Genomic DNA, 17643 nt, shown 5'->3' on the forward strand with positions numbered 1-17643 from the left:
GCCGACGTGCGCGCGAGCAGCCACGCGCCGCGCCCGGTCGGCGCGGCGGACAGGCGCGCCGCATAGCCGAGCGCGGCGAGCGTCGCGCGCACCTGGCGGCACAGCGACGGCAGGCCGCCGAACAGGCGCAGGCTCGGGCCGACGTCGACGATCAGCGTGGCTTCGTCGTCGAGTGCGACGCACGGCGAGAAGCGCAGCAACGCGAGCGCGACCGCGCGCAGCGCATCGGCCTCGCGCGCCGGATCGCGTTCGACGAGCCGCGTGCCGGGCGCGAGCGTCAGCACGCCGCCGCGTTTCATGCCCGCGCGCACGCCCTGCCGGCGCGCCGGTGCGTCGGCAATCAGCACCACGCCCTGTTCGAGCACCGCGCAGCCGGCATCGCTGGCCTCGCCGGCCGCTGCGTCAGACGGCGGCGGGGCGCACACGTCGAGCGGCAGGCGCGGCAGATGGATGCCGAGCAAGACGCGCATAGCGGCTCTCCACGATGGGCGACGGCAAATCGAGCGTCAGCGGCTCGCTGCGCGCGGGCCCGCGACGCTTGACGATGTCGAGCGACACGCCGCCCGGCACCGGATACAGCGCGACGCGCAGCACGGCCGGCGACGGCTGGCGTGCGGCCGACAGCGGGCGCAGCATCACGAACAACGTGTCGCCGGTGCGCGCAGCCGCGAGATGCAGGCGCCGCAACGCATCGGGGCGCGCGTCCTGCCAGAGCAGCAGCGCGCCGCAGCAACCCGTCTTGAGCGCCTGCTCGGCGGCCCACAACGCATCGGTGCGGTTGCCGGCGCGCAGCCACAGCAGCGCGTCGGACGGCACGCCGAGACTGGCGAGCGCGACCGCATGCGGCGCGTGCGGCGGCGCGACGAGCGCGAGCGGACGCCGCGCACTGACGGTGCGCGCGAGTGCCGGCGCGAGCAAGCGCATCTCGCCGCTGCCCGGCTGCGCGGCCAGCAGTTCGACTAAGCCGCCGACCGGCCAGCCGCCGCCCGGCAGCTCGGCCGACAGTGGTGCAAAGCCCGTGTCGATCGTGCGCTGACTGCCGCGCGCGAGCTGCGAGCCGCGCCACAGCGATGGATGAAGGGATTCGGGGGAAATGGAGGATGCGAGCATGACGCCACCCACAACTGTATGGATATACAGTATATGGCAATGCACTCGCGCCGCACAGTACTAGTACGAAAACCCGCTTTTCGTCAGATGAAACGCCGAGGAAAAGCCGGCGTGTTCGTCATATTACGGCGAACCGGCCCGGCGTGGCCGGCTCGCCCCGGCCGAACACCCACGCCAACCATCCGGCCCGGGGCCGGCGCCGGCGAAACCGGATCGCGCTGCCGGAACCGGCAAGCAAACCGGCACGATGCCCGCCCCGCACACCGCGCCGATCCGCCTGTCGCACATCAGCCGAGCAGCAGCGCGTCGTCGTCGAGCTGCTCGTGCCGCACCTTCTCGAACATCTGCAGCAGATCCGGCACGTCGAGCCCGCGGCGCGCGTCGCCCGACACGTCGAGCACGACCTGCCCCTGGTGCAGCATCACCGTGCGGTCGCCGTAGTCGAGCGCCTGCCGCATGCTGTGCGTGACCATCATCGTCGTCAGCTTGCTCTCGGCGACGATGCGCGCGGTCAGCTCCAGCACGAACGCGGCCGTCTTCGGATCGAGCGCGGCCGTATGCTCATCGAGCAGCAGGATCCGCGACGGGCGCAGCGACGCCATCAACAGGCTCACCGCCTGCCGCTGCCCGCCCGACAACAGCCCGATCCGGTCGGTCAGCCGGTTTTCCAGCCCGAGGTTCAGCAAACGCAGCTTGTCGCGGAACAGCTCGCGCGACGGGCGGTCGAGCGCCGCGCGAAAACCGCGCCGCGTACCGCGCGCCATCGCGAGCGCCATGTTCTCCTCGATCGTCAGCGCCTCGCAGGTGCCGGCCATCGGATCCTGGAACACGCGCGCGACGAGATGCGCGCGATCCCACGCGGCCTGGCGCGTGACGTCCGTGCCGTCGATCGCGATGCGCCCCGAATCGACGCGCTGATCGCCGCTGACCGCATTGAGGAAGGTCGACTTGCCGGCGCCGTTCGAGCCGATCACCGCGACGAACTGGCCGTCGGGAATGTCGAGCGACAGCCCGCGCAGCGCGCGCGTCTCGATCGGCGTGCCGGGATTGAACGTGAGTTTGAGATCGTGTGCGGACAGCATGTCATGCCCCCCCGTTCTTGCGCGCGAACAGCTTCTTGCGCGTCGCCGGCAGCACCAGCGCGATCGTGACGAGCGCAGCCGTCACGAGGTTCAGGTCCTGCGCCTTCAGGCCGATGAATTCGCTGTTCAGCGCGAGCGCGATGAAGAAGCGGTAGACGATCGCGCCGAGCACGACGGCGAGCGTCGTCAGCACGAGCCGGCGCGCCGGCAGCAGCGTCTCGCCGATGATCACCGCGGCGAGCCCGATCACGATCGTGCCGATGCCCATCGAGATGTCGGCGCCGCCCTGCGTCTGCGCGAACAGCGCACCGGCGAGCGCGACGAGCGCATTCGACAGCGCCATCCCGGCGAGCGTCGCGCGGCCCGTCGCGATGCCCTGCGCGCGCGCCATCCGCGGGTTCGCGCCGGTCGCGCGCATCGCGAGGCCGAGCTGCGACGAGAAGAACCAGTCGAGCCCGAGCTTCGCGACCACGACGACGATCGCGAGCAGCGCCGGGCGCAGCACGTAATCGGGCATCCAGTCGGGCTGCAGCACGGTGAAGAGCGTCGGCTCGGTGATCAGCGGCACGTTCGGCCGGCCCATGATCCGCAGGTTCACCGAGTAGAGCGCGATCATCATCAGGATACTGGCGAGCAGATCCATGATCTTCAGGCGCACGTTGAGCCAGCCGGTGACGAAGCCGGCCAGCGCGCCCGCGACGATCGCGATCAGCGTCGACGTGAACGGATCGTGGCCGGCGGAAATCAGCGTCGCGGCGACGGCGCCGCCGAGCGGAAAGCTGCCGTCGACGGTCAGGTCGGGGAAGTTGAGGATGCGAAACGAGATCAGCACCCCGAGGGCGACGAGACTGAAGATCAGGCCGATCTCCAGCGCGCCCAGAAACGAGAACAGAGACATGATGGGAAATCCTGTTGCTTCCCGGCCGAACGTGTACGGCCGGGCGAAGCGGACAGGCGGCCCCGGGTGGGAGCCGCCCGTCCGGCGATGTCGTCGAGGCCCGGATCGGGCCTGCAGGCGCGGCGCTCGGGCCGCTTACTTGATGACCGTCTTCGCTTCCTTCACGAGATCCGGCGACAGCGTGACGCCCTGCTTCGCGGCCGCGCCCGTATTGGCGAACAGTTCGAGGTTGCTGCTCGTCTCCGATGCGATCGCGCCCGGCTTCTCGCCCTTCAGGATGCGCGCGACGACCTTGCCCGTCTGGCGGCCGAGGTCGCCGTAGTTGATGCCGAGCGCCGCGATGCCGCCGCGTTTCACGCTGTCGGTGTCGCCCGCGACGAGCGGAATCTTCGCTTCGTTCGCGACCTTCACCAGCGCTTCGTACGCGGACACGACGTTGTTGTCGGTGTTCGTGTAGATCACGTCGACCTTGCCGATCAGGCTCTTCGCGGCCGGGCCGATGTCGACGGTGCGCGGCGCGGCCGCTTCCTTCAGCGTCATCCCCTGCTTCGCGAGGATCTCCTTGAGCTCCTTCACGACCACGACCGAGTTCGCCTCGCCCGGGTTGTAGACCATGCCGACCGTCTTCGCATTCGGCACGACGCGCTTGATCAGCGCGACCTGGCGGTCGAGCGGCAGCTTGTCGGACACGCCCGTCACGTTGGTGCCCGACGGGCCCCAGCCCTTCACGAGCTGCGCGGCGACCGGGTCGGTCACGCCCGAATAGACGACCGGCACGCTCTTGGTCGCCGCGACGACCGACTGCGCGGCCGGCGTCGCGATCGCGACGATCACGTCGGGCTTGTCGCCGACGAACTTGCGCGCGATCTGCGCGGCCGTGCCCGTGTTGCCCTGCGCACTCTGGTATTCCCACTTGAGCTTGTCGTCGCCGTAGCCTTCCGCCTTCAGTTCGGCGCGCACGCCGTCGCGGATCGCGTCGAGCGCCGGATGGTCGACGATCGACAGCACCTTGACGGTCTGTGCGTGCGCGGCGCCGGCCAGCGCGAGTGCGGCGACGCCGGCCGTGATCGAACGAATCGCGAAAGTCTTGAATCGCTTCATGGGTGAGTCTCCCCCGTATTTATGTCGGTTCTGGATGATGGATTCCCGCCGCCGTCGTGCAGGGCCGGCGCGCGCAATGCAGCGGCACCGGCCCCGCGCGGGCCCCGGGAAGGCGCGCGGCGGCGAACGCATGAGAATACCATTTCCGCAGACCACCGCCTGACGTCGTGCTTTCGCGCGCCCGGCCGATGCGCGGCGCTGCCGCGCCGTTACGAAATGCCCGGGTAGCCCGGCTGGCGGCGCTCAGCGCCGGTTCCAGCGCAACGCGTCAGCCGCGTTGACAGCTTTACGTTATGCTGTCCGCCGACCCGATCCATACCATCGGAGGGGACATGAAACGAACGATTCGTGCGATCGCATTCGCAGCCGTCGCGCTGGCACTGCCGGGCGCGGCATTCGCGCTGACCGACGGCAATGCGCCATACGACGACTGCATGCTCAACGCGCTGCGCGAGAGCCGCAACGGCGCGGCGGCGCAGTTGATCCAGCGCTCGTGCGACGCGCTGTACCGCAACAACGCGATGCTGCTGCCGCGCGAGCGGCGCTATCACGAGTGCGTCGTGCAGTCGCTGCCGGGCGTGCGCGACAACTACGCGATCCAGCAGATCATGGCGATCTGCTCGCGGCGCGGGGAGATGTGAGACGGCGGCGCGGGCTGGGTGCCGCTGGGCCAATCGGCCTTCCAAAGGGGCTGCGCGATGCAGCGGTCAGGACGCAAACCAATACGATCCCGTGATCAGTCAGCTATAGAGCCAGCGTCCTGCCTTGGCCGATGCGATCAACATTCGGACGTTCAGATCCGGAACTTGATGAACGACTTTTTTTCTGAACGGATTGAGGAGGTCAAGAAACGAAAAACTGTCTTCCGGGTAGTATTTCTTAATGTCGAACCCGCTCATATCGACATTAAACTCTTCCGAATACTCCCTCATCAGCTCTTCGACCTCAGCGGCATCGAAGTCCAGGTCGACATCCAGATCGCTGTCCTCCGTGATATCCGCACCTCTCGGCGTCACCGAAAAACCCACTTTCCTCCTCACAAAATCAATCACCCTGTCATCAACATTTACCATAATCTGCCCGCCTCCCTCGCAATCCGATTATAGTGACTCACTGCTTTACGAGTGATGATGTAAATGTCACTCGCGAGAATTACCCATCCTAGCACGGGTACTTCCCACAAAAGTCCCGATGTTGCTCACCATTCTGATTTTCAGATTTTTCACCGGGCCGCCCATCAGCGTGGGTAGTTGAAGGCCAAACGGGAACTGTGCCTTCTGAAAAACTCTTCTCGAATATTGGCTCGCACGCGATGTCCCCTTGATCGCTCCGCCAGGCTTCGTTCGGGTCGATAAATTATTTTTGCCAAGTAAAATCATGCCAACCGACACCGCGTCATCAACGCCGAGTTGATTCATTGTTTCGTCAACCATGATCCAGAAGAGCAGCTCTCCTGCGGACAAATTGACCATCCCGTAATAATGGTAAGCCCCATTCAATTCCTCGACAGCACCCATTCGACATCCTCGCGTGTGGTTTTCGACTGATTTTTCAGTCTAACGAAGATATACGACTGCCATGCAGACAAACTCCTGCTGATCTGTTGATTATTCGCCCCGCGGCGATAGTGAAATACCTCGGGACATTTTTGGTATTTGGCTCAGCATGAACAATGAACGGGGCACAGCGGGATGCCGGAGAGAAAACGTGCATACCGATTCTGCATTTAAGCAGCGGCGCGCAGGCTCGATGCCAACGTAACAGGCCGTTACGAAACCGTGTTGATTGGTGAACAGAAATGCACTTGTGATGTGGGATCTTCGCGTCGCTCCCGGAGCTCGAAAACATATTGAAGAGGGACGCAACGCATGCGCAGCGGCAACGGGACGCCGCCTGTCACCCATAAAAAAGGCCCGCACAGGTGCAGGCCTTCGTTCGGTCAACCGATGCCGCTCAGAACGACGCGACCATCGAGCCCTTGAACTGCTTCTTGATGAATTCCTTCACTTCCGGCGACTGGTACGCCTTGACCAGCTTCTTCACCCACGGCTGATCCTTGTCCTTCGCGCGCACGGCGATCAGGTTCGCGTACGGGCTCGTCAGCGCTTCGAGCGCGATCGCGTCCTTGGTCGGCTGCAGGTTCGCAGCCAGCGCGTAGTTCGTATTGATCACGGCCGCGTCGACGTCCGACAGCACGCGCGGCAGTTGCGCGGCGTCGAGTTCGGAGATCTTCAGCTTCTTCGGGTTCTCGGCGATGTCGAGCACCGTCGCGTTGTTGCCGCCGGTGCCGGCGCCCGTCTTCAGCTTGATCACGCCTTGCGTCTGCAGCAGCAGCAGCGCGCGGTTCTCGTTCGACGGATCGTTCGGCACCGCGAGCTTCGCGCCTTGCGGCAGATCCTTCAGCGACTTGAACTTCTTCGAGTACACGCCGATCGGCGAGATGTAGGTCAGGCCTGCGCTGACGATCTTGTAGCCGCGCTGCTTCACCTGGCTGTCGAGGTAGGGCTGGTGCTGGAAGCTGTTCGCGTCGAGGTCGCCCGAATCGAGCGCCGCGTTCGGCTGCACGTAGTCGTTGAACTCGATGACCTTCACGTTCAGGCCTTCCTTCTCCTTCGCGACCTTCTGCACGACTTGCCACACTTCCGAATCCGGACCGGCAACCGTACCGACCTTGATGACCTTGTCTTCGGCGTGTGCGCCAGCCGACAGCGTCAGTGCGGCACCGGTGGCCAGCACGGAAAATACCTTTAGGAGACTGCGGCGCTTCATCTGTTTCTCGCTTTCTTGCTAACTGAAAATAGGGGCGCGATACGGGTAAGCCCCGACTCGCAGGAAGGGGCAAATGGTGTCACAGGATGAGCCGGAAGTGAAATACATCCCGCTCATATGGGTATGCACCGCGACGGTGCTGGTGGGAGCCGCGCTGCCTCTAGTCGATCTCGATGCCGGGAATGCGCGCGCGATGGTTTCGGGCGCGCGATGCACCGCACGACACGCCACGGCCGCTGTGCTACAAAGACCGGCTGACCGGCACGCACCGGGCCGGCGACATTCCAGGGCCATCCATGTACGTCATCGACATCCACTACACCGCGTCGCTCGAGCGCATCGACGACGCGCTCGAACGCCATCGCGCGTATCTGCAGCCGCTGCTGGAGCGCGGCATTTTCATCGCGGCGGGGCCGAAGGTGCCGCGCGAAGGCGGCGTGATCCTCGCGGCCCGTATCGATCGCGACGAACTCGACGCGATCCTGAAGACCGATCCGTTCGTGACCGAAGGGCTCGCGACCTATCGCGTGACCGAATTCAGGATCACGCGCGCCGCGCAGGGCTTCAACGTACCGGCGCTGCCGTGACGCGCACGGGCGCGAAGGTGCGTGCGCATGCACGCCGCGCGCCGCGAAGCGGTGATGGCAATTCGAGGGAGAGCAGGAAGAATGCGTGACGGCGCGGCGCGGCCGTCACGCGTATCGCCGGGCGAGCGCCCGGGCGATCATGCGGCGCGTGCCGCTCAGTCGACCAGCAGTTTCAGGTCGTGGACCCACGGGCCGGGGCCCTGGCCGTCGCGCACGAACAGGCGCAGCTTGCCGTCGCGATCGAACACGTAGCTCGCGGCGGTGTGATCCATCGTGTAGCTGCCGGGCGTCTTGCCGGGCGCCTTCGCGTAGTACACGCGGAAATCCTTCGTGACCTTCTTCAACTGCGCTTCGTCGGCCGGCCGCAGGCCGATGAACGACGGATCGAACGCGGGCACGTACTGGCCGAGCAGCGCGGGCGTATCGCGCTCCGGATCGACGGTGACGAACAGCACCTGCACGCGCTTCGCGGCATCCGGCCCGAGCTGCTTCAGCGCCTCGGACAATTCGGCCATCGTCGTCGGGCACACGTCCGGACAGTGCGTATAGCCGAAGAACATCACGACGGCACGGCCCTTGAAGTCAGTCAGCGTGCGCACCCTGCCGGTCGTGTCGGGCAGCGAGAAATCGGTGCCGAACTGCGTATTGCCGGTGATGTCGAGATTCTGGAATTTCGGCGCGTTGTCGCATCCGGCGAGCAGCAGCGCTGCCGCGAATGCGCACGCCAGCATCCAGCCTTGGCGCGCGCGGCGCCCGAACCGTGAATGGAGCATTGCGTTCAAACCGTGCGGTTACACGCCGAGCAGCGGACGTGCATAGTGATCGACGAGTAGCGCGGCGAACAGCAGCGACAGGTAGACGATCGAATAACGGAAAGCCTTGCGCGCGAGTTCGTCCGAGTAATCGCGGTAGATCTTCCATGCATACGCGAGAAACACCGCGCCGAGCAGCACCGCACTCGTCAGGTAGACGGCGCCGCTCATCCCGGAGATGAACGGCATCAGCGTGACCGCGAACAGGATCACCGTGTACAGCAGGATGTGCAGCCGCGTGAACTTCTCGCCGTGCGTGACGGGCAGCATCGGCAGGCCCGCGGTCTCGTAGTCCTTGCGGCGATAGAGCGCGAGCACCCAGAAATGCGGCGGCGTCCACACGAAGATGATCAGCACGAGGATCCACGCGTCGCCCGGCACCGCGCCGGTGACCGCGGCCCAGCCGAGCGCCGGCGGCATTGCGCCCGACGCACCGCCGATCACGATGTTCTGCGGCGTCATCGGCTTGAGCAGCAGCGTATAGATGACCGCGTAGCCGACGAACGTCGCGATCGTCAGCCACATCGTCAGCGGATTCGTGAACGTATAGAGCGTCCACGCGCCGAGGCCGCCGAGCACCGCGGAGAACAGCAGGATCTGCGGCGTCGTGATCTCGCCACGCGCGGACGGGCGCCACGCGGTGCGGCGCATCATCGCGTCGATCTTCTGTTCGACGAGGCAGTTGATTGCGAACGCGGCGCCGGCCAGCAGCCAGATGCCGACCGTGCCGCCGATCAGCACATGCCACGGCACCATGCCCGGCGTCGCGAGAAACATGCCGATCACCGCGCAGAACACGGCGAGCTGCGTGACACGCGGCTTCGTCAGCGCCATGTACTGCGAAAACCGGCTACCGGGCGATTGGGAAAGGGTGCTTTGCATGGGAACGGTCACGCCGGGGCGGCGTCGCGCGCGGGCTGCACGACACGGCCGGGGCGGCTTGAAAGGATGCGAAAGTTTAACATGACGACGAGCAGCAGCAGGATCGCGGCGCCGCCGTTGTGCGCGACGGCCACCGGCAGCGGCCACTGCAGCACGATGTTGGTCAGGCCCGTCACGAACTGCAGCAGCACGACCAGCAACACGCCGTTCGCGGGCCGCCGCAGCGACGCGAAGCGGCGCATCTTCAGCGCGAACGCGACCAGGTACGCGACCACGGCGAACGCGAACGTGCGGTGCGTCCAGTGGATCGCGACCAGCGCGTCCTGCGTGATCGCGTCGCCGTCCTTCGTCATCCCGAGCGCGCGCCACAGATGGAAGCCCTGGCCGAAGTTCATCGGCGGGATCCACTGCCCGTTGCAGGTCGGGAAATCGGTACACGCAAGCACCGCGTAGTTGGTGCTCACCCAGCCGCCGAGCGCGATCTGCACGACCAGCAGCGCGAGCGCCGCGAGCGCGGCCGCGCGGTAACGGCCGGCCTCCGGATCATGCGACGGCAGCGGCGTCTGCCGCGCCGCGAGCCAGCCGAGCGTGCCGAGCAGCGCGAGGCCAAGCAGCAGATGGGTCGTGACGATCACCGGCTGCAGCTTCATCGTGACGGTCCACGCGCCGAACACGCCCTGCACGACGATCAGCAGCAACAGGCTCGTCGGCCACCACGGCGACACATGCAGCGGCCGGCGGCGCAGCCGTGCGGACCACGCGATCACGACCTGCGCAATGATCAGCACGCCGATCGCCATCGCGAAATAGCGATGGATCATCTCGATCCACGCCTTCGTCATGCTGACGGGGCCGGTGGGCATCGCCTGGTGCGCGGCCGTGATCGCGGCGTGCGCGATGAACGGCGACGACGTGCCGTAGCAGCCGGGCCAGTCGGGGCAGCCGAGGCCCGAATCGGTCAGCCGCGTGAAGCCGCCGAACATCACCAGGTCGAGGGTCAGGAATGTGGTGATCCACACCAGCTTGCGGAACTTGTTGTCGTCGGCCTTCACCCACACGTACGACAGCGGCAGCAGCGCGATGCACAAGCCGATCAGGCCGAGTTGCAGTAGATACGACATCGAATGTTTGCCTCGTTGTGTCGCCTTAACCGATGCTCGACCACTTCAGCAGCTTCGTGACGTCCGACTTGATCTTGCTGGGGTTCGGGTTCTTCGGGAAACGCATCATCAGGTTGCCGTTCGGGTCGACCATGTAGAGGTGGTCGGTGTCCTTCGTGCCGGCCTCGGCCGGCAGCCACGCGGCCACCGCGGCCGGATCGGCGACGAGCCGGCGCGTGTCGGGATAGGCTTCCAGCACCTTCGGCGGAATCGCGGCCGCATCGCTGCGCAGCCACACCATCGTGATCCGGTGCCGCTCGCCCGCCTGCGTGACGCGGATCTGGCGCATGAAATAGAGCTTTTGCGCGCATGCGTCGTCGCACGCGCTGTTGTCGGTCATCACGAACAGCCACACGCCGCGCAGCGACGACAGCGGCACCGTCTTGCCGGTTTCGTCGGTGACCTGCAGATCGGCCGGAATCGGCCGCTGCGGCTCGATCAGCGTGCCGTAGTTGGTCGACCCGCCCTTCGGCTTGATCACGTAATAGGTGAAGTACGACGCGAGTATCGGCGCCGCGCACACGAGGCCGAGCAGCACGAGCATCCAGCGGCCGCGCTTGCGGGCCGCCGGAGAAACCGGCGCGGTGGCCGAACCCTGACGGGAAGATTGCATGGACAAATCAAACCTCTCGAAACGAACCCGCGGCACTGCGGCCGCGTCCTGGCATGACGCTCACGCGCCGGCCGACTTCTTCGCCGCACGCCGCGCGGCGTACAGGCCGAAACCGAGCGCGGCCGCCGCCATGCCCCACCACTGAAACATGTAACCGTAATTGCGCTCGACGCCGGTCGTCGCCGCCGGCCAGTCGCGCACGAGCTTGTCGCCGTCGTCGCTCGTCTGCTGAATCACGAACGGCTGCAACGGCAGCCCCGTTTCCTTCGCATACGCGGCAACGTCGAGGTTCTGCCGGATCTTCTGGTGCGCGGCCGAGCCGCCTTCGCCGAGCTCGAACGCACGCGACGCATCGGCGCGCGCGATGCCCTCGATCTCGATCTCGCCAGCGGGCGTCGGGAACGGCTCGATTGCCGTGCGATCGGAGATGTTGCGCGGCAACCAGCCGCGATTGACCAGCACGACGCCGCCGCCCGTGAGTTTAAACGGCATCACGACGTAAAAACCCGGCTGATCGTTATACGGCCGATTGTCGAGGAACACTGCATGCTCCGGCATGAAGCGGCCCGTGGCCCGCACGCGGTGAAACTCGATCGACGCGAGCGGCACCGGCTGCGCGCCGACATCGACGGGCGCCGCATGCTCGTAGCGGACGATGTTCGCCTGCAGCGCTTCCTTCTGGTGCGCGCGGTCGCGCTGCCAGAAACCGAGACGGATCGCGCCCGCGACGACAACGAGGACCAGCAGCGCAGGCAGCAGACGGATCTTCATCATGCCACCCGCCAGGCGCATTCGCGAAAGCGAAGTGCGATAATTATCCTCTTCCTTTCGAATTGCCGTCGTCCGGTTCGTGTCATGCACATACTCGTTCCTATCGCCTTCGTCCTCATCATCGCCAGCATGGGCTCGGCGCTCTACTTCATGATGCACGACCGCGGCCACACGAAACGCATGGCCTGGTCGCTCGCCACCCGCGTCGGGCTGTCGGTCTCGCTGTTCCTGTTCATCCTGTTCGCGAACTGGATGGGCTGGATCCATTCGACCGGCCTGCCGATCGGCCGTTGATGCACGCGCCGCGGCCGCGGCGGCGACCGCTGTGACATTTCGCCGCACAGCCGCACCACCAAGCAAAAGCGCCGCCTGACTGAGTCGCGGCGGCGCCGGGGTGGCGTTGGGCGCAAGCAGCCAGCCGCTGCTCCGCCCCGCCAATGAAAACGGCCCGCGCATCGCTGCGCGGGCCGTTGTTGCATTTACAGCCAGTAGACGACGACGTACAGGCCGAGCCAGACGACGTCGACGAAGTGCCAGTACCACGCGGCACCTTCGAATGCGAAGTGATGATCGGGCTTGAAGTGGCCGCGGATCATCCGCACCAGCACCACCGCGAGCATCGTGCCGCCGAGGAACACGTGGAAGCCGTGGAAGCCCGTCAGCAGGAAGAACGTCGAGCCGTACACGCCCGAATTCAGCGTCAGGTTCAGTTCGTTGTACGCGTGGTAGTACTCGAAGCCCTGCAGGAACAGGAAGCAGATACCGAACACGAGCGTCGCGGCGAGCCACGCGATCGCCTTCTTGCGATGATCATCGCGCAGCGCGTGGTGCGAGATCGTCAGCGTCACGCCCGACGACAGCAGGAACGCGGTGTTCAGCGTCGGGACCGGCCACGGGCCCATCGTCTTGAAGTGACCGGCGAGCGCGGCGGGGCCTTCGTTCGGCCACACGGCGGAGAAGTCCGGCCAGATCAGCTTGTAGTCGAGGCTGCCGAGCTGATGCAGCGCGATTTCACGCGCATAGAACAGCGCGCCGAAGAACGCACCGAAGAACATCACTTCGGAGAAGATGAACCAGCTCATGCTCCAGCGGTACGACTTATCGACGTTCTTGCCGTAATGACCGCCTTCCGATTCGGAAATCGCGTCGCCGAACCAGTGATACAGCGTGAAGAGCAACCACAGCAGGCCAACCAACGCCGTAAACGGCGCCCAGTCGTGACCGTTGATCCACAGCGCCGCCGATCCGAGCATGACGAGCAGGCCGATGGCCGCACTGATCGGATGGTGCGACGGATGCGGCACGAAATAGTACGGGGTCTGGTTTTGACCGCTCATGCTTGATTCTCCACTTCAGTCCAATTTGTGTACCGGAAACCGCTCCGGCTTATTTCTTGCGCGGCGCGACCGCCGCCGCTCTTTCCCGCGCGCAGCGCCGAGGCGCTGCGCACTGCATTCTTTCGTGGCCGCGGGCTCAGCCCACGACCGCTCGCACGATCAGGATCAGCACGCCGATGAACACGCCGGCCGCGATCAACGCGACGATCAGCACGTGCAGCGGATTCAGCTGCGTCGCATCGGCCTCCAGGTCGCGCCGCTTGCGCACACCGAAGAACGACCACAACACCGCGCGCAACGCCTGGCCAAACGACCCGCTCCGCCTGGGTTCCGTCATCGCTCCGCCTCCGTCGTCATGCGTCCGGCTTCGCCGCGCCCTGCTCCGCCGTCTTGCGCGGTGCGGGCGCCGGCCCGGCCGGCGTATTCAGCTCGAAGAACGTGTACGACAGCGTGATCGTCTTCACGTCCTTCGGCAGTTTCGGATCGATCACGAACACCACCGGCATCTTGCGCGACTCGTTCGCGGCCAGCGTCTGCTGCGTGAAGCAAAAGCACTCGATCTTCTTGAAGAACTCCGTCGCCTGCTTCGGCGCGTAGCTCGGAATCGCCTGCGCCACGACCGGCCGGCCCTGACCGTTCGTCACGTCGTACACGATCGTCGTCAGTTCGCCCGGATGCACGTCGAGGCTGTTGTGCTCCGGCCTGAAGCCGAGCGGCCCGCGCGCGTTCGCATCGAACTCGACCGACACGGTGCGGCTGTAGTCGACCTGCGAGTTCTTCGCCTCGCGCTCGCTGACGTCGCGCTGCACCAGGTTGTTGATGCCGGTGATCTGGCAGATCGCCCGATACATCGGGATCAGCGCGAAGCCGAAGCCGAACATCAATGCGGCCACGACGAAGAGCTTCACCAGCATCGAACGATTGAACGCGCGATCCGCGGCGCCCTCTTCCGGCTTCGACATACGACTGCTTCCTCGCTACTGCGTCAGTTACTGCATCAGTGGGTGGACAGCCACCACTGCTTGATCACGACACCCACAAAAAAAACGGCGGCGATGACGAGCAGGATGAGGCCGAGCCGCTTGTTGCCCGCGCGAATCTGCTCGGGCGTACGTCTTTGTTGTGGATTCCGGTTCATCTGAAACTTCGCTGAAACTTCAGTTCGGCGCCCGCCGCGCCTGCCTGCGCGGCAGGCAGCGGCGGAGCGCACGGTGAAACTTATTCGACGTGCGGCGGTTGCTCGAACGTATGGAAGGGAGCCGGGCTCGGCACCGTCCACTCGAGGCCCGTCGCGCCATCCCACGGCTTGTCCGACGCCTTTTCCAGATCGCCGCCGCCACGGTAGGCCGGCAGCGCGACCGCGAACAGGAAGTAAACCTGTGCGAGGCCGAAGCCGAATGCGCCGATCGTCGCAACCTGGTTGAAGTCGGTGAACTGCGCCGGGTAGTCGGCATAGCGGCGCGGCATGCCCGCGAGACCGACGAAGTGCATCGGGAAGAACGTCAGGTTGAAGAAGATCATCGACGCCCAGAAGTGGATCTTGCCGCGCGTCTCGTTGTACATCCAGCCCGTCCACTTCGGCGCCCAGTAGTACCAGCCCGCGAACAGCGCGAACAGGGACCCGGCCACCAGCACGTAGTGGAAGTGCGCGACCACGAAGTAAGTGCCGTGGTACTGGATGTCGAGCGGCGCCATTGCCAGCATCAGGCCCGTCAGACCGCCGAACGTGAACACGAACAGGAAGCCGATCGCGAACAGCATCGGGGTTTCGAACGTCATCGAGCCGCGCCACATCGTCGCGAGCCAGTTGAACACCTTCACGCCCGTCGGCACCGCGATCAGCATCGTCGCGTACATGAAGAACAGCTGACCGGTGACCGGCATGCCCGTGGCGAACATGTGGTGTGCCCAGACCATGAACGACAGGATTGCGATCGAAGCCGTCGCGTACACCATCGAGCTATAGCCGAACAGCGTCTTGCGCGCGAACGCCGGGATCACCTGCGACACGATCCCGAACGCCGGCAGAATCATGATGTACACCTCGGGGTGGCCGAAGAACCAGAAGATGTGCTGGTACATCACCGGGTCGCCGCCGCCTGCCGCGTTGAAGAACGACGTGCCGAAGTGGCGGTCGAACAGCACCATCGTGATCGCGCCTGCCAGAACCGGCATCACGGCGATCAGCAGGTATGCGGTGATCAGCCACGTCCATGCGAACATCGGCATCTTCATCAGCGTCATGCCCGGTGCGCGCATGTTCAGGATCGTCACGACGATGTTGATCCCGCCCATGATCGACGATGCACCCATCAAGTGGACCGCGAAGATCGCGAAGTCCATGCCCGGGCCCATCTGCGTCGACAGCGGCGCGTACAGCGTCCAGCCGGCAGCCGTCGCGCCGCCCGGCGCGAAGAACGAACCGACCAGCAGCACGGCTGCAACCGGCAGCAGCCAGAAGCTGAAGTTGTTCATCCGCGCGAACGCCATGTCGGATGCGCCGATCTGCAGCGGAATCATCCAGTTCGCGAAGCCGACGAACGCCGGCATGATCGCGCCGAACACCATGATCAGACCGTGCATCGTCGTGAGTTCGTTGAAGAACTCCGGACGCATGATCTGCAGGCCCGGCTCGAACAGCTCGGCACGGATGCCGAGCGCCATCACGCCGCCCGACAGGAACATGATGAACGAGAACAGCAGGTACAGCGTACCGATGTCCTTGTGGTTGGTGGCGAACAGCCAGCGCCGCCAGCCGTGCGGTGTTTCGTGCGCGTGGTCGTCGTGCGCGTGGTCCGCGGCTACGTCGTGCCCGATGCTAGACATGAGAATCTCCTAATGCGAATACGTCGACTAACTCAGCGACACGTCAAGCCGCCGGGCCGATCTCGACACGCCGGGCTTCCTTCGCGTCCGCCCCGCCCGTGATCGTTTCCGGCTTTTTGAGAATAATGTGGTCTTCCGCCACGCCTGCTGCCTTCAGCGCGTCGCGCACGGCTTGTGCACGATGCTTGGCGAGTTCGGCATTCGCGTCGGCCGAGCCCGTCTTGTCGGTGAAACCCGACAGCGCGAGCTTCGCGTCCGGATGTGCCTTCGCGTAATCGGCCGCTGCGGCGATCGCTGCTTTCGCATCGGCCGGCAGCACGCTCTTGCCCGTTTCGAAGTAGATCGTCGACAGTGCCGCCGTGGCCGATGCCGACGCTGCCGCCGGCTGCTCGGCTGCGCCCGACGCGGCCTGGGCCGGCGCCGCTTCTGCCGGCGCTGCTGCGCCTGCCGTGTCTTCCGGCATCTTGCCGTTGCGCGCGTCAGTCACTTGCTTCGGCTGCAGCAGATCGTTCTTGTGGTTGCCCCACGAATTGCGCTCGTACGTGATGACCGATGCGATGTCGAGGTCCGACAGCGACGCCCACGACGGCATTGCACCCTTGCCGTGCAGCACGCGCTCGAGGTGGCCGGCGATCGGGCCGTTCACGATCGCGCTGCCGTCCATTGCCGGGAATGCGCCGAGACCCTTGCCGTTCACCTGGTGGCAGGCCGCGCAGTTCGCCTTGTAGACGTCCTCGCCGTGCGACACGAGTTCGGCCATCGTGTAAACCTTGTTCGGATCGACCGCCGCGCCGGCCAGCTTGGCCTTCTGCGTCGTGACCCACTTCGCGTAGTCGTCTTCCGACAGGACTTCGACCACGACCGGCATGAACGCGTGCTCCTTGCCGCACAGTTCGGTACAGAAGCCGCGGAACGTGCCGACCTTGTCTGCCTTGAACCACGTGTCGCGCACGAAGCCGGGGATCGCATCCTGCTTCACGCCGAACGCGGGCACATACCACGAGTGGACGACGTCGTTCGCGGTCGTGATGATGCGGATCTTCTTGTTGACCGGCACGACGAGCGGGTGGTCGACTTCCTGCAGATAGGTGTCGCTGATCGGCTTCTGGCCCATCACTTCGTCACGCGGGGTGGTGAGCGTCGACAGGAAGCTGATGCCCTCGCCCGGGCCCTTCACGTAGTCGTAGCCCCACTTCCACTGGTAGCCGGTGACCTTGATCGTGAGGTCGGCGTTGGTCGTGTCCTTCATCGCGACGACGGCCTTCGTCGCCGGCAGCGCCATCAATACGACGATGATGAACGGCACGATCGTCCAGATGATTTCGACGGTCGTGCTTTCATGGAAATTGGCGGCCTTGAAGCCCTTGGACTTGCGGTGCGCGAAGATCGAATAGAACATCACGCCGAACACGCCGACGAAGATCACCGTACACAGGATCAGCATCATCGTGTGGAGGTCGTAGAGCTCCTCGGCGATCTTCGTGACCGGCGGCTGAAAGTTGATCTCGTTGACGCGGGGGCCGCCCGGGCTATCACCGACCGCCAGAGCAGCGCCGGCAAAGAGCAATCCACTGCATGCCAGCACGCCCGTGAGGGCTCGCTTGATTGTTTTCATAGCATCCTTACCCAAAATTTCCATTCAAACCCTCCCCCGTCGCCAGACGCCGGCCGCTCTGCGGCCGGTGCCCGCGCCTC

Annotated in this window: 22 protein-coding genes; 3 read left to right on the plus strand and 19 right to left on the minus strand. The window is 65.2% G+C overall.

All coding sequences use genetic code 11. The annotated features are described in order from the left end of the window. From O1Q03_RS35165 to O1Q03_RS35185, 5 genes are all read right to left on the minus strand, one after another. Positions 1 to 470, minus strand: a 470-nt coding sequence (locus tag O1Q03_RS35165; protein WP_269509618.1) for a Y-family DNA polymerase, incomplete at its 3' end; no start/stop codon positions are given. Further along, a complete protein-coding gene (imuA, locus tag O1Q03_RS35170; protein WP_269509620.1) occupies positions 403 to 1110 on the minus strand; it encodes a translesion DNA synthesis-associated protein ImuA in 708 nt (235 codons plus the stop codon). The genes O1Q03_RS35165 and imuA, both read right to left, overlap by 68 nt. Positions 1111 to 1397: 287 nt before the next feature. After that, entirely contained in the window at positions 1398 to 2192 is a 795-nt protein-coding gene (locus O1Q03_RS35175) for an ABC transporter ATP-binding protein (RefSeq protein WP_269509622.1), read from the minus strand. Between the two features lies 1 nt (position 2193). Next, complete coding sequence (locus O1Q03_RS35180) at positions 2194 to 3090, minus strand: ABC transporter permease (protein ID WP_269509624.1); 897 nt, start codon at positions 3088 to 3090, stop codon at positions 2194 to 2196. A 135-nt stretch (positions 3091 to 3225) separates the two neighbouring features. Continuing rightward, positions 3226 to 4191: an ABC transporter substrate-binding protein gene (locus O1Q03_RS35185; protein WP_096471833.1), complete on the minus strand. Its 966-nt coding sequence runs from the start codon at positions 4189 to 4191 to the stop codon at positions 3226 to 3228. Positions 4192 to 4523: 332 nt separating this feature from the next. On the opposite strand from O1Q03_RS35185, the gene O1Q03_RS35190 reads away from it, so the two are divergent. Beyond that, the gene (locus tag O1Q03_RS35190; protein WP_269509626.1) at positions 4524 to 4832 is read left to right on the plus strand and encodes a VF_A0006 family four-cysteine protein; all 309 of its coding nucleotides are present in this window, start codon (positions 4524 to 4526) and stop codon (positions 4830 to 4832) included. A gap of 99 nt (positions 4833 to 4931) precedes the next feature. Here the strand turns inward: O1Q03_RS35190 and O1Q03_RS35195 are convergent, their stop codons facing one another. From O1Q03_RS35195 to O1Q03_RS35205, 3 genes are all read right to left on the minus strand, one after another. After that, on the minus strand, positions 4932 to 5264 hold the full coding sequence (locus O1Q03_RS35195; protein ID WP_269509628.1) for a DUF1493 family protein: 333 nt from the start codon (positions 5262 to 5264) through the stop codon (positions 4932 to 4934). Between the two features lie 66 nt (positions 5265 to 5330). Beyond that, a complete protein-coding gene (locus tag O1Q03_RS35200) occupies positions 5331 to 5708 on the minus strand; it encodes an STM2901 family protein (RefSeq protein WP_269509630.1) in 378 nt (125 codons plus the stop codon). Between the two features lie 436 nt (positions 5709 to 6144). Further along, positions 6145 to 6960, minus strand: a complete 816-nt coding sequence (locus O1Q03_RS35205; RefSeq protein WP_269509632.1) for a MetQ/NlpA family ABC transporter substrate-binding protein — start codon at positions 6958 to 6960, stop codon at positions 6145 to 6147. A 296-nt stretch (positions 6961 to 7256) separates the two neighbouring features. Between O1Q03_RS35205 and O1Q03_RS35210 the strand changes: the two genes are divergently transcribed. Next, positions 7257 to 7547, plus strand: coding sequence for a YciI family protein (locus tag O1Q03_RS35210; RefSeq protein WP_039321616.1), 291 nt, complete (start codon positions 7257 to 7259; stop codon positions 7545 to 7547). Between the two features lie 155 nt (positions 7548 to 7702). Here the strand turns inward: O1Q03_RS35210 and O1Q03_RS35215 are convergent, their stop codons facing one another. Genes O1Q03_RS35215 through O1Q03_RS35235 form a run of 5 tightly spaced genes read right to left on the minus strand, consistent with a single transcriptional unit; the run spans position 7703 to position 11785 of the window. Then, positions 7703 to 8320, minus strand: coding sequence for an SCO family protein (locus tag O1Q03_RS35215; RefSeq protein ID WP_269509634.1), 618 nt, complete (start codon positions 8318 to 8320; stop codon positions 7703 to 7705). An 18-nt stretch (positions 8321 to 8338) separates the two neighbouring features. Beyond that, on the minus strand, positions 8339 to 9241 hold the full coding sequence (cyoE, locus tag O1Q03_RS35220; protein ID WP_269509636.1) for a heme o synthase: 903 nt from the start codon (positions 9239 to 9241) through the stop codon (positions 8339 to 8341). Between the two features lie 8 nt (positions 9242 to 9249). Continuing rightward, positions 9250 to 10362, minus strand: coding sequence for a COX15/CtaA family protein (locus O1Q03_RS35225; protein ID WP_269509638.1), 1113 nt, complete (start codon positions 10360 to 10362; stop codon positions 9250 to 9252). Positions 10363 to 10387: 25 nt separating this feature from the next. Next, the gene (locus O1Q03_RS35230; RefSeq protein ID WP_269509640.1) at positions 10388 to 11014 is read right to left on the minus strand and encodes a cytochrome C oxidase subunit I; all 627 of its coding nucleotides are present in this window, start codon (positions 11012 to 11014) and stop codon (positions 10388 to 10390) included. Between the two features lie 60 nt (positions 11015 to 11074). Further along, positions 11075 to 11785 (minus strand): SURF1 family protein, encoded by a 711-nt coding sequence (locus tag O1Q03_RS35235; protein ID WP_269509691.1) that lies wholly within the window; start codon positions 11783 to 11785, stop codon positions 11075 to 11077. 84 nt (positions 11786 to 11869) lie between these two features. Between O1Q03_RS35235 and O1Q03_RS35240 the strand changes: the two genes are divergently transcribed. Further along, positions 11870 to 12079: a twin transmembrane helix small protein gene (locus O1Q03_RS35240; RefSeq protein ID WP_011886099.1), complete on the plus strand. Its 210-nt coding sequence runs from the start codon at positions 11870 to 11872 to the stop codon at positions 12077 to 12079. A gap of 185 nt (positions 12080 to 12264) precedes the next feature. On the opposite strand, the gene O1Q03_RS35245 is transcribed toward O1Q03_RS35240, so the two are convergent. From O1Q03_RS35245 to coxB, 6 genes are all read right to left on the minus strand, one after another. Then, on the minus strand, positions 12265 to 13122 hold the full coding sequence (locus O1Q03_RS35245; protein ID WP_269509642.1) for a cytochrome c oxidase subunit 3: 858 nt from the start codon (positions 13120 to 13122) through the stop codon (positions 12265 to 12267). Positions 13123 to 13258: 136 nt separating this feature from the next. Continuing rightward, complete coding sequence (locus O1Q03_RS35250) at positions 13259 to 13459, minus strand: DUF2970 domain-containing protein (protein WP_151067831.1); 201 nt, start codon at positions 13457 to 13459, stop codon at positions 13259 to 13261. Between the two features lie 16 nt (positions 13460 to 13475). Beyond that, complete coding sequence (locus O1Q03_RS35255; protein WP_269509645.1) at positions 13476 to 14084, minus strand: cytochrome c oxidase assembly protein; 609 nt, start codon at positions 14082 to 14084, stop codon at positions 13476 to 13478. Positions 14085 to 14119: 35 nt separating this feature from the next. Next, positions 14120 to 14260 carry a cytochrome oxidase small assembly protein gene (locus O1Q03_RS35260; RefSeq protein ID WP_027789063.1) on the minus strand — a complete coding sequence of 47 codons (141 nt, stop codon included), beginning with the start codon at positions 14258 to 14260 and terminating at the stop codon, positions 14120 to 14122. Positions 14261 to 14340: 80 nt separating this feature from the next. Beyond that, positions 14341 to 15948: a cytochrome c oxidase subunit I gene (gene ctaD / locus O1Q03_RS35265; protein ID WP_269509649.1), complete on the minus strand. Its 1608-nt coding sequence runs from the start codon at positions 15946 to 15948 to the stop codon at positions 14341 to 14343. 43 nt (positions 15949 to 15991) lie between these two features. Then, positions 15992 to 17587, minus strand: a complete 1596-nt coding sequence (gene coxB, locus O1Q03_RS35270) for a cytochrome c oxidase subunit II (protein ID WP_269509652.1) — start codon at positions 17585 to 17587, stop codon at positions 15992 to 15994. Between the last annotated feature and the right edge of the window lie 56 nt (positions 17588 to 17643).

The organism is Burkholderia sp. IMCC1007 (assembly GCF_027257875.1).
Classification (GTDB): domain Bacteria; phylum Pseudomonadota; class Gammaproteobacteria; order Burkholderiales; family Burkholderiaceae; genus Burkholderia.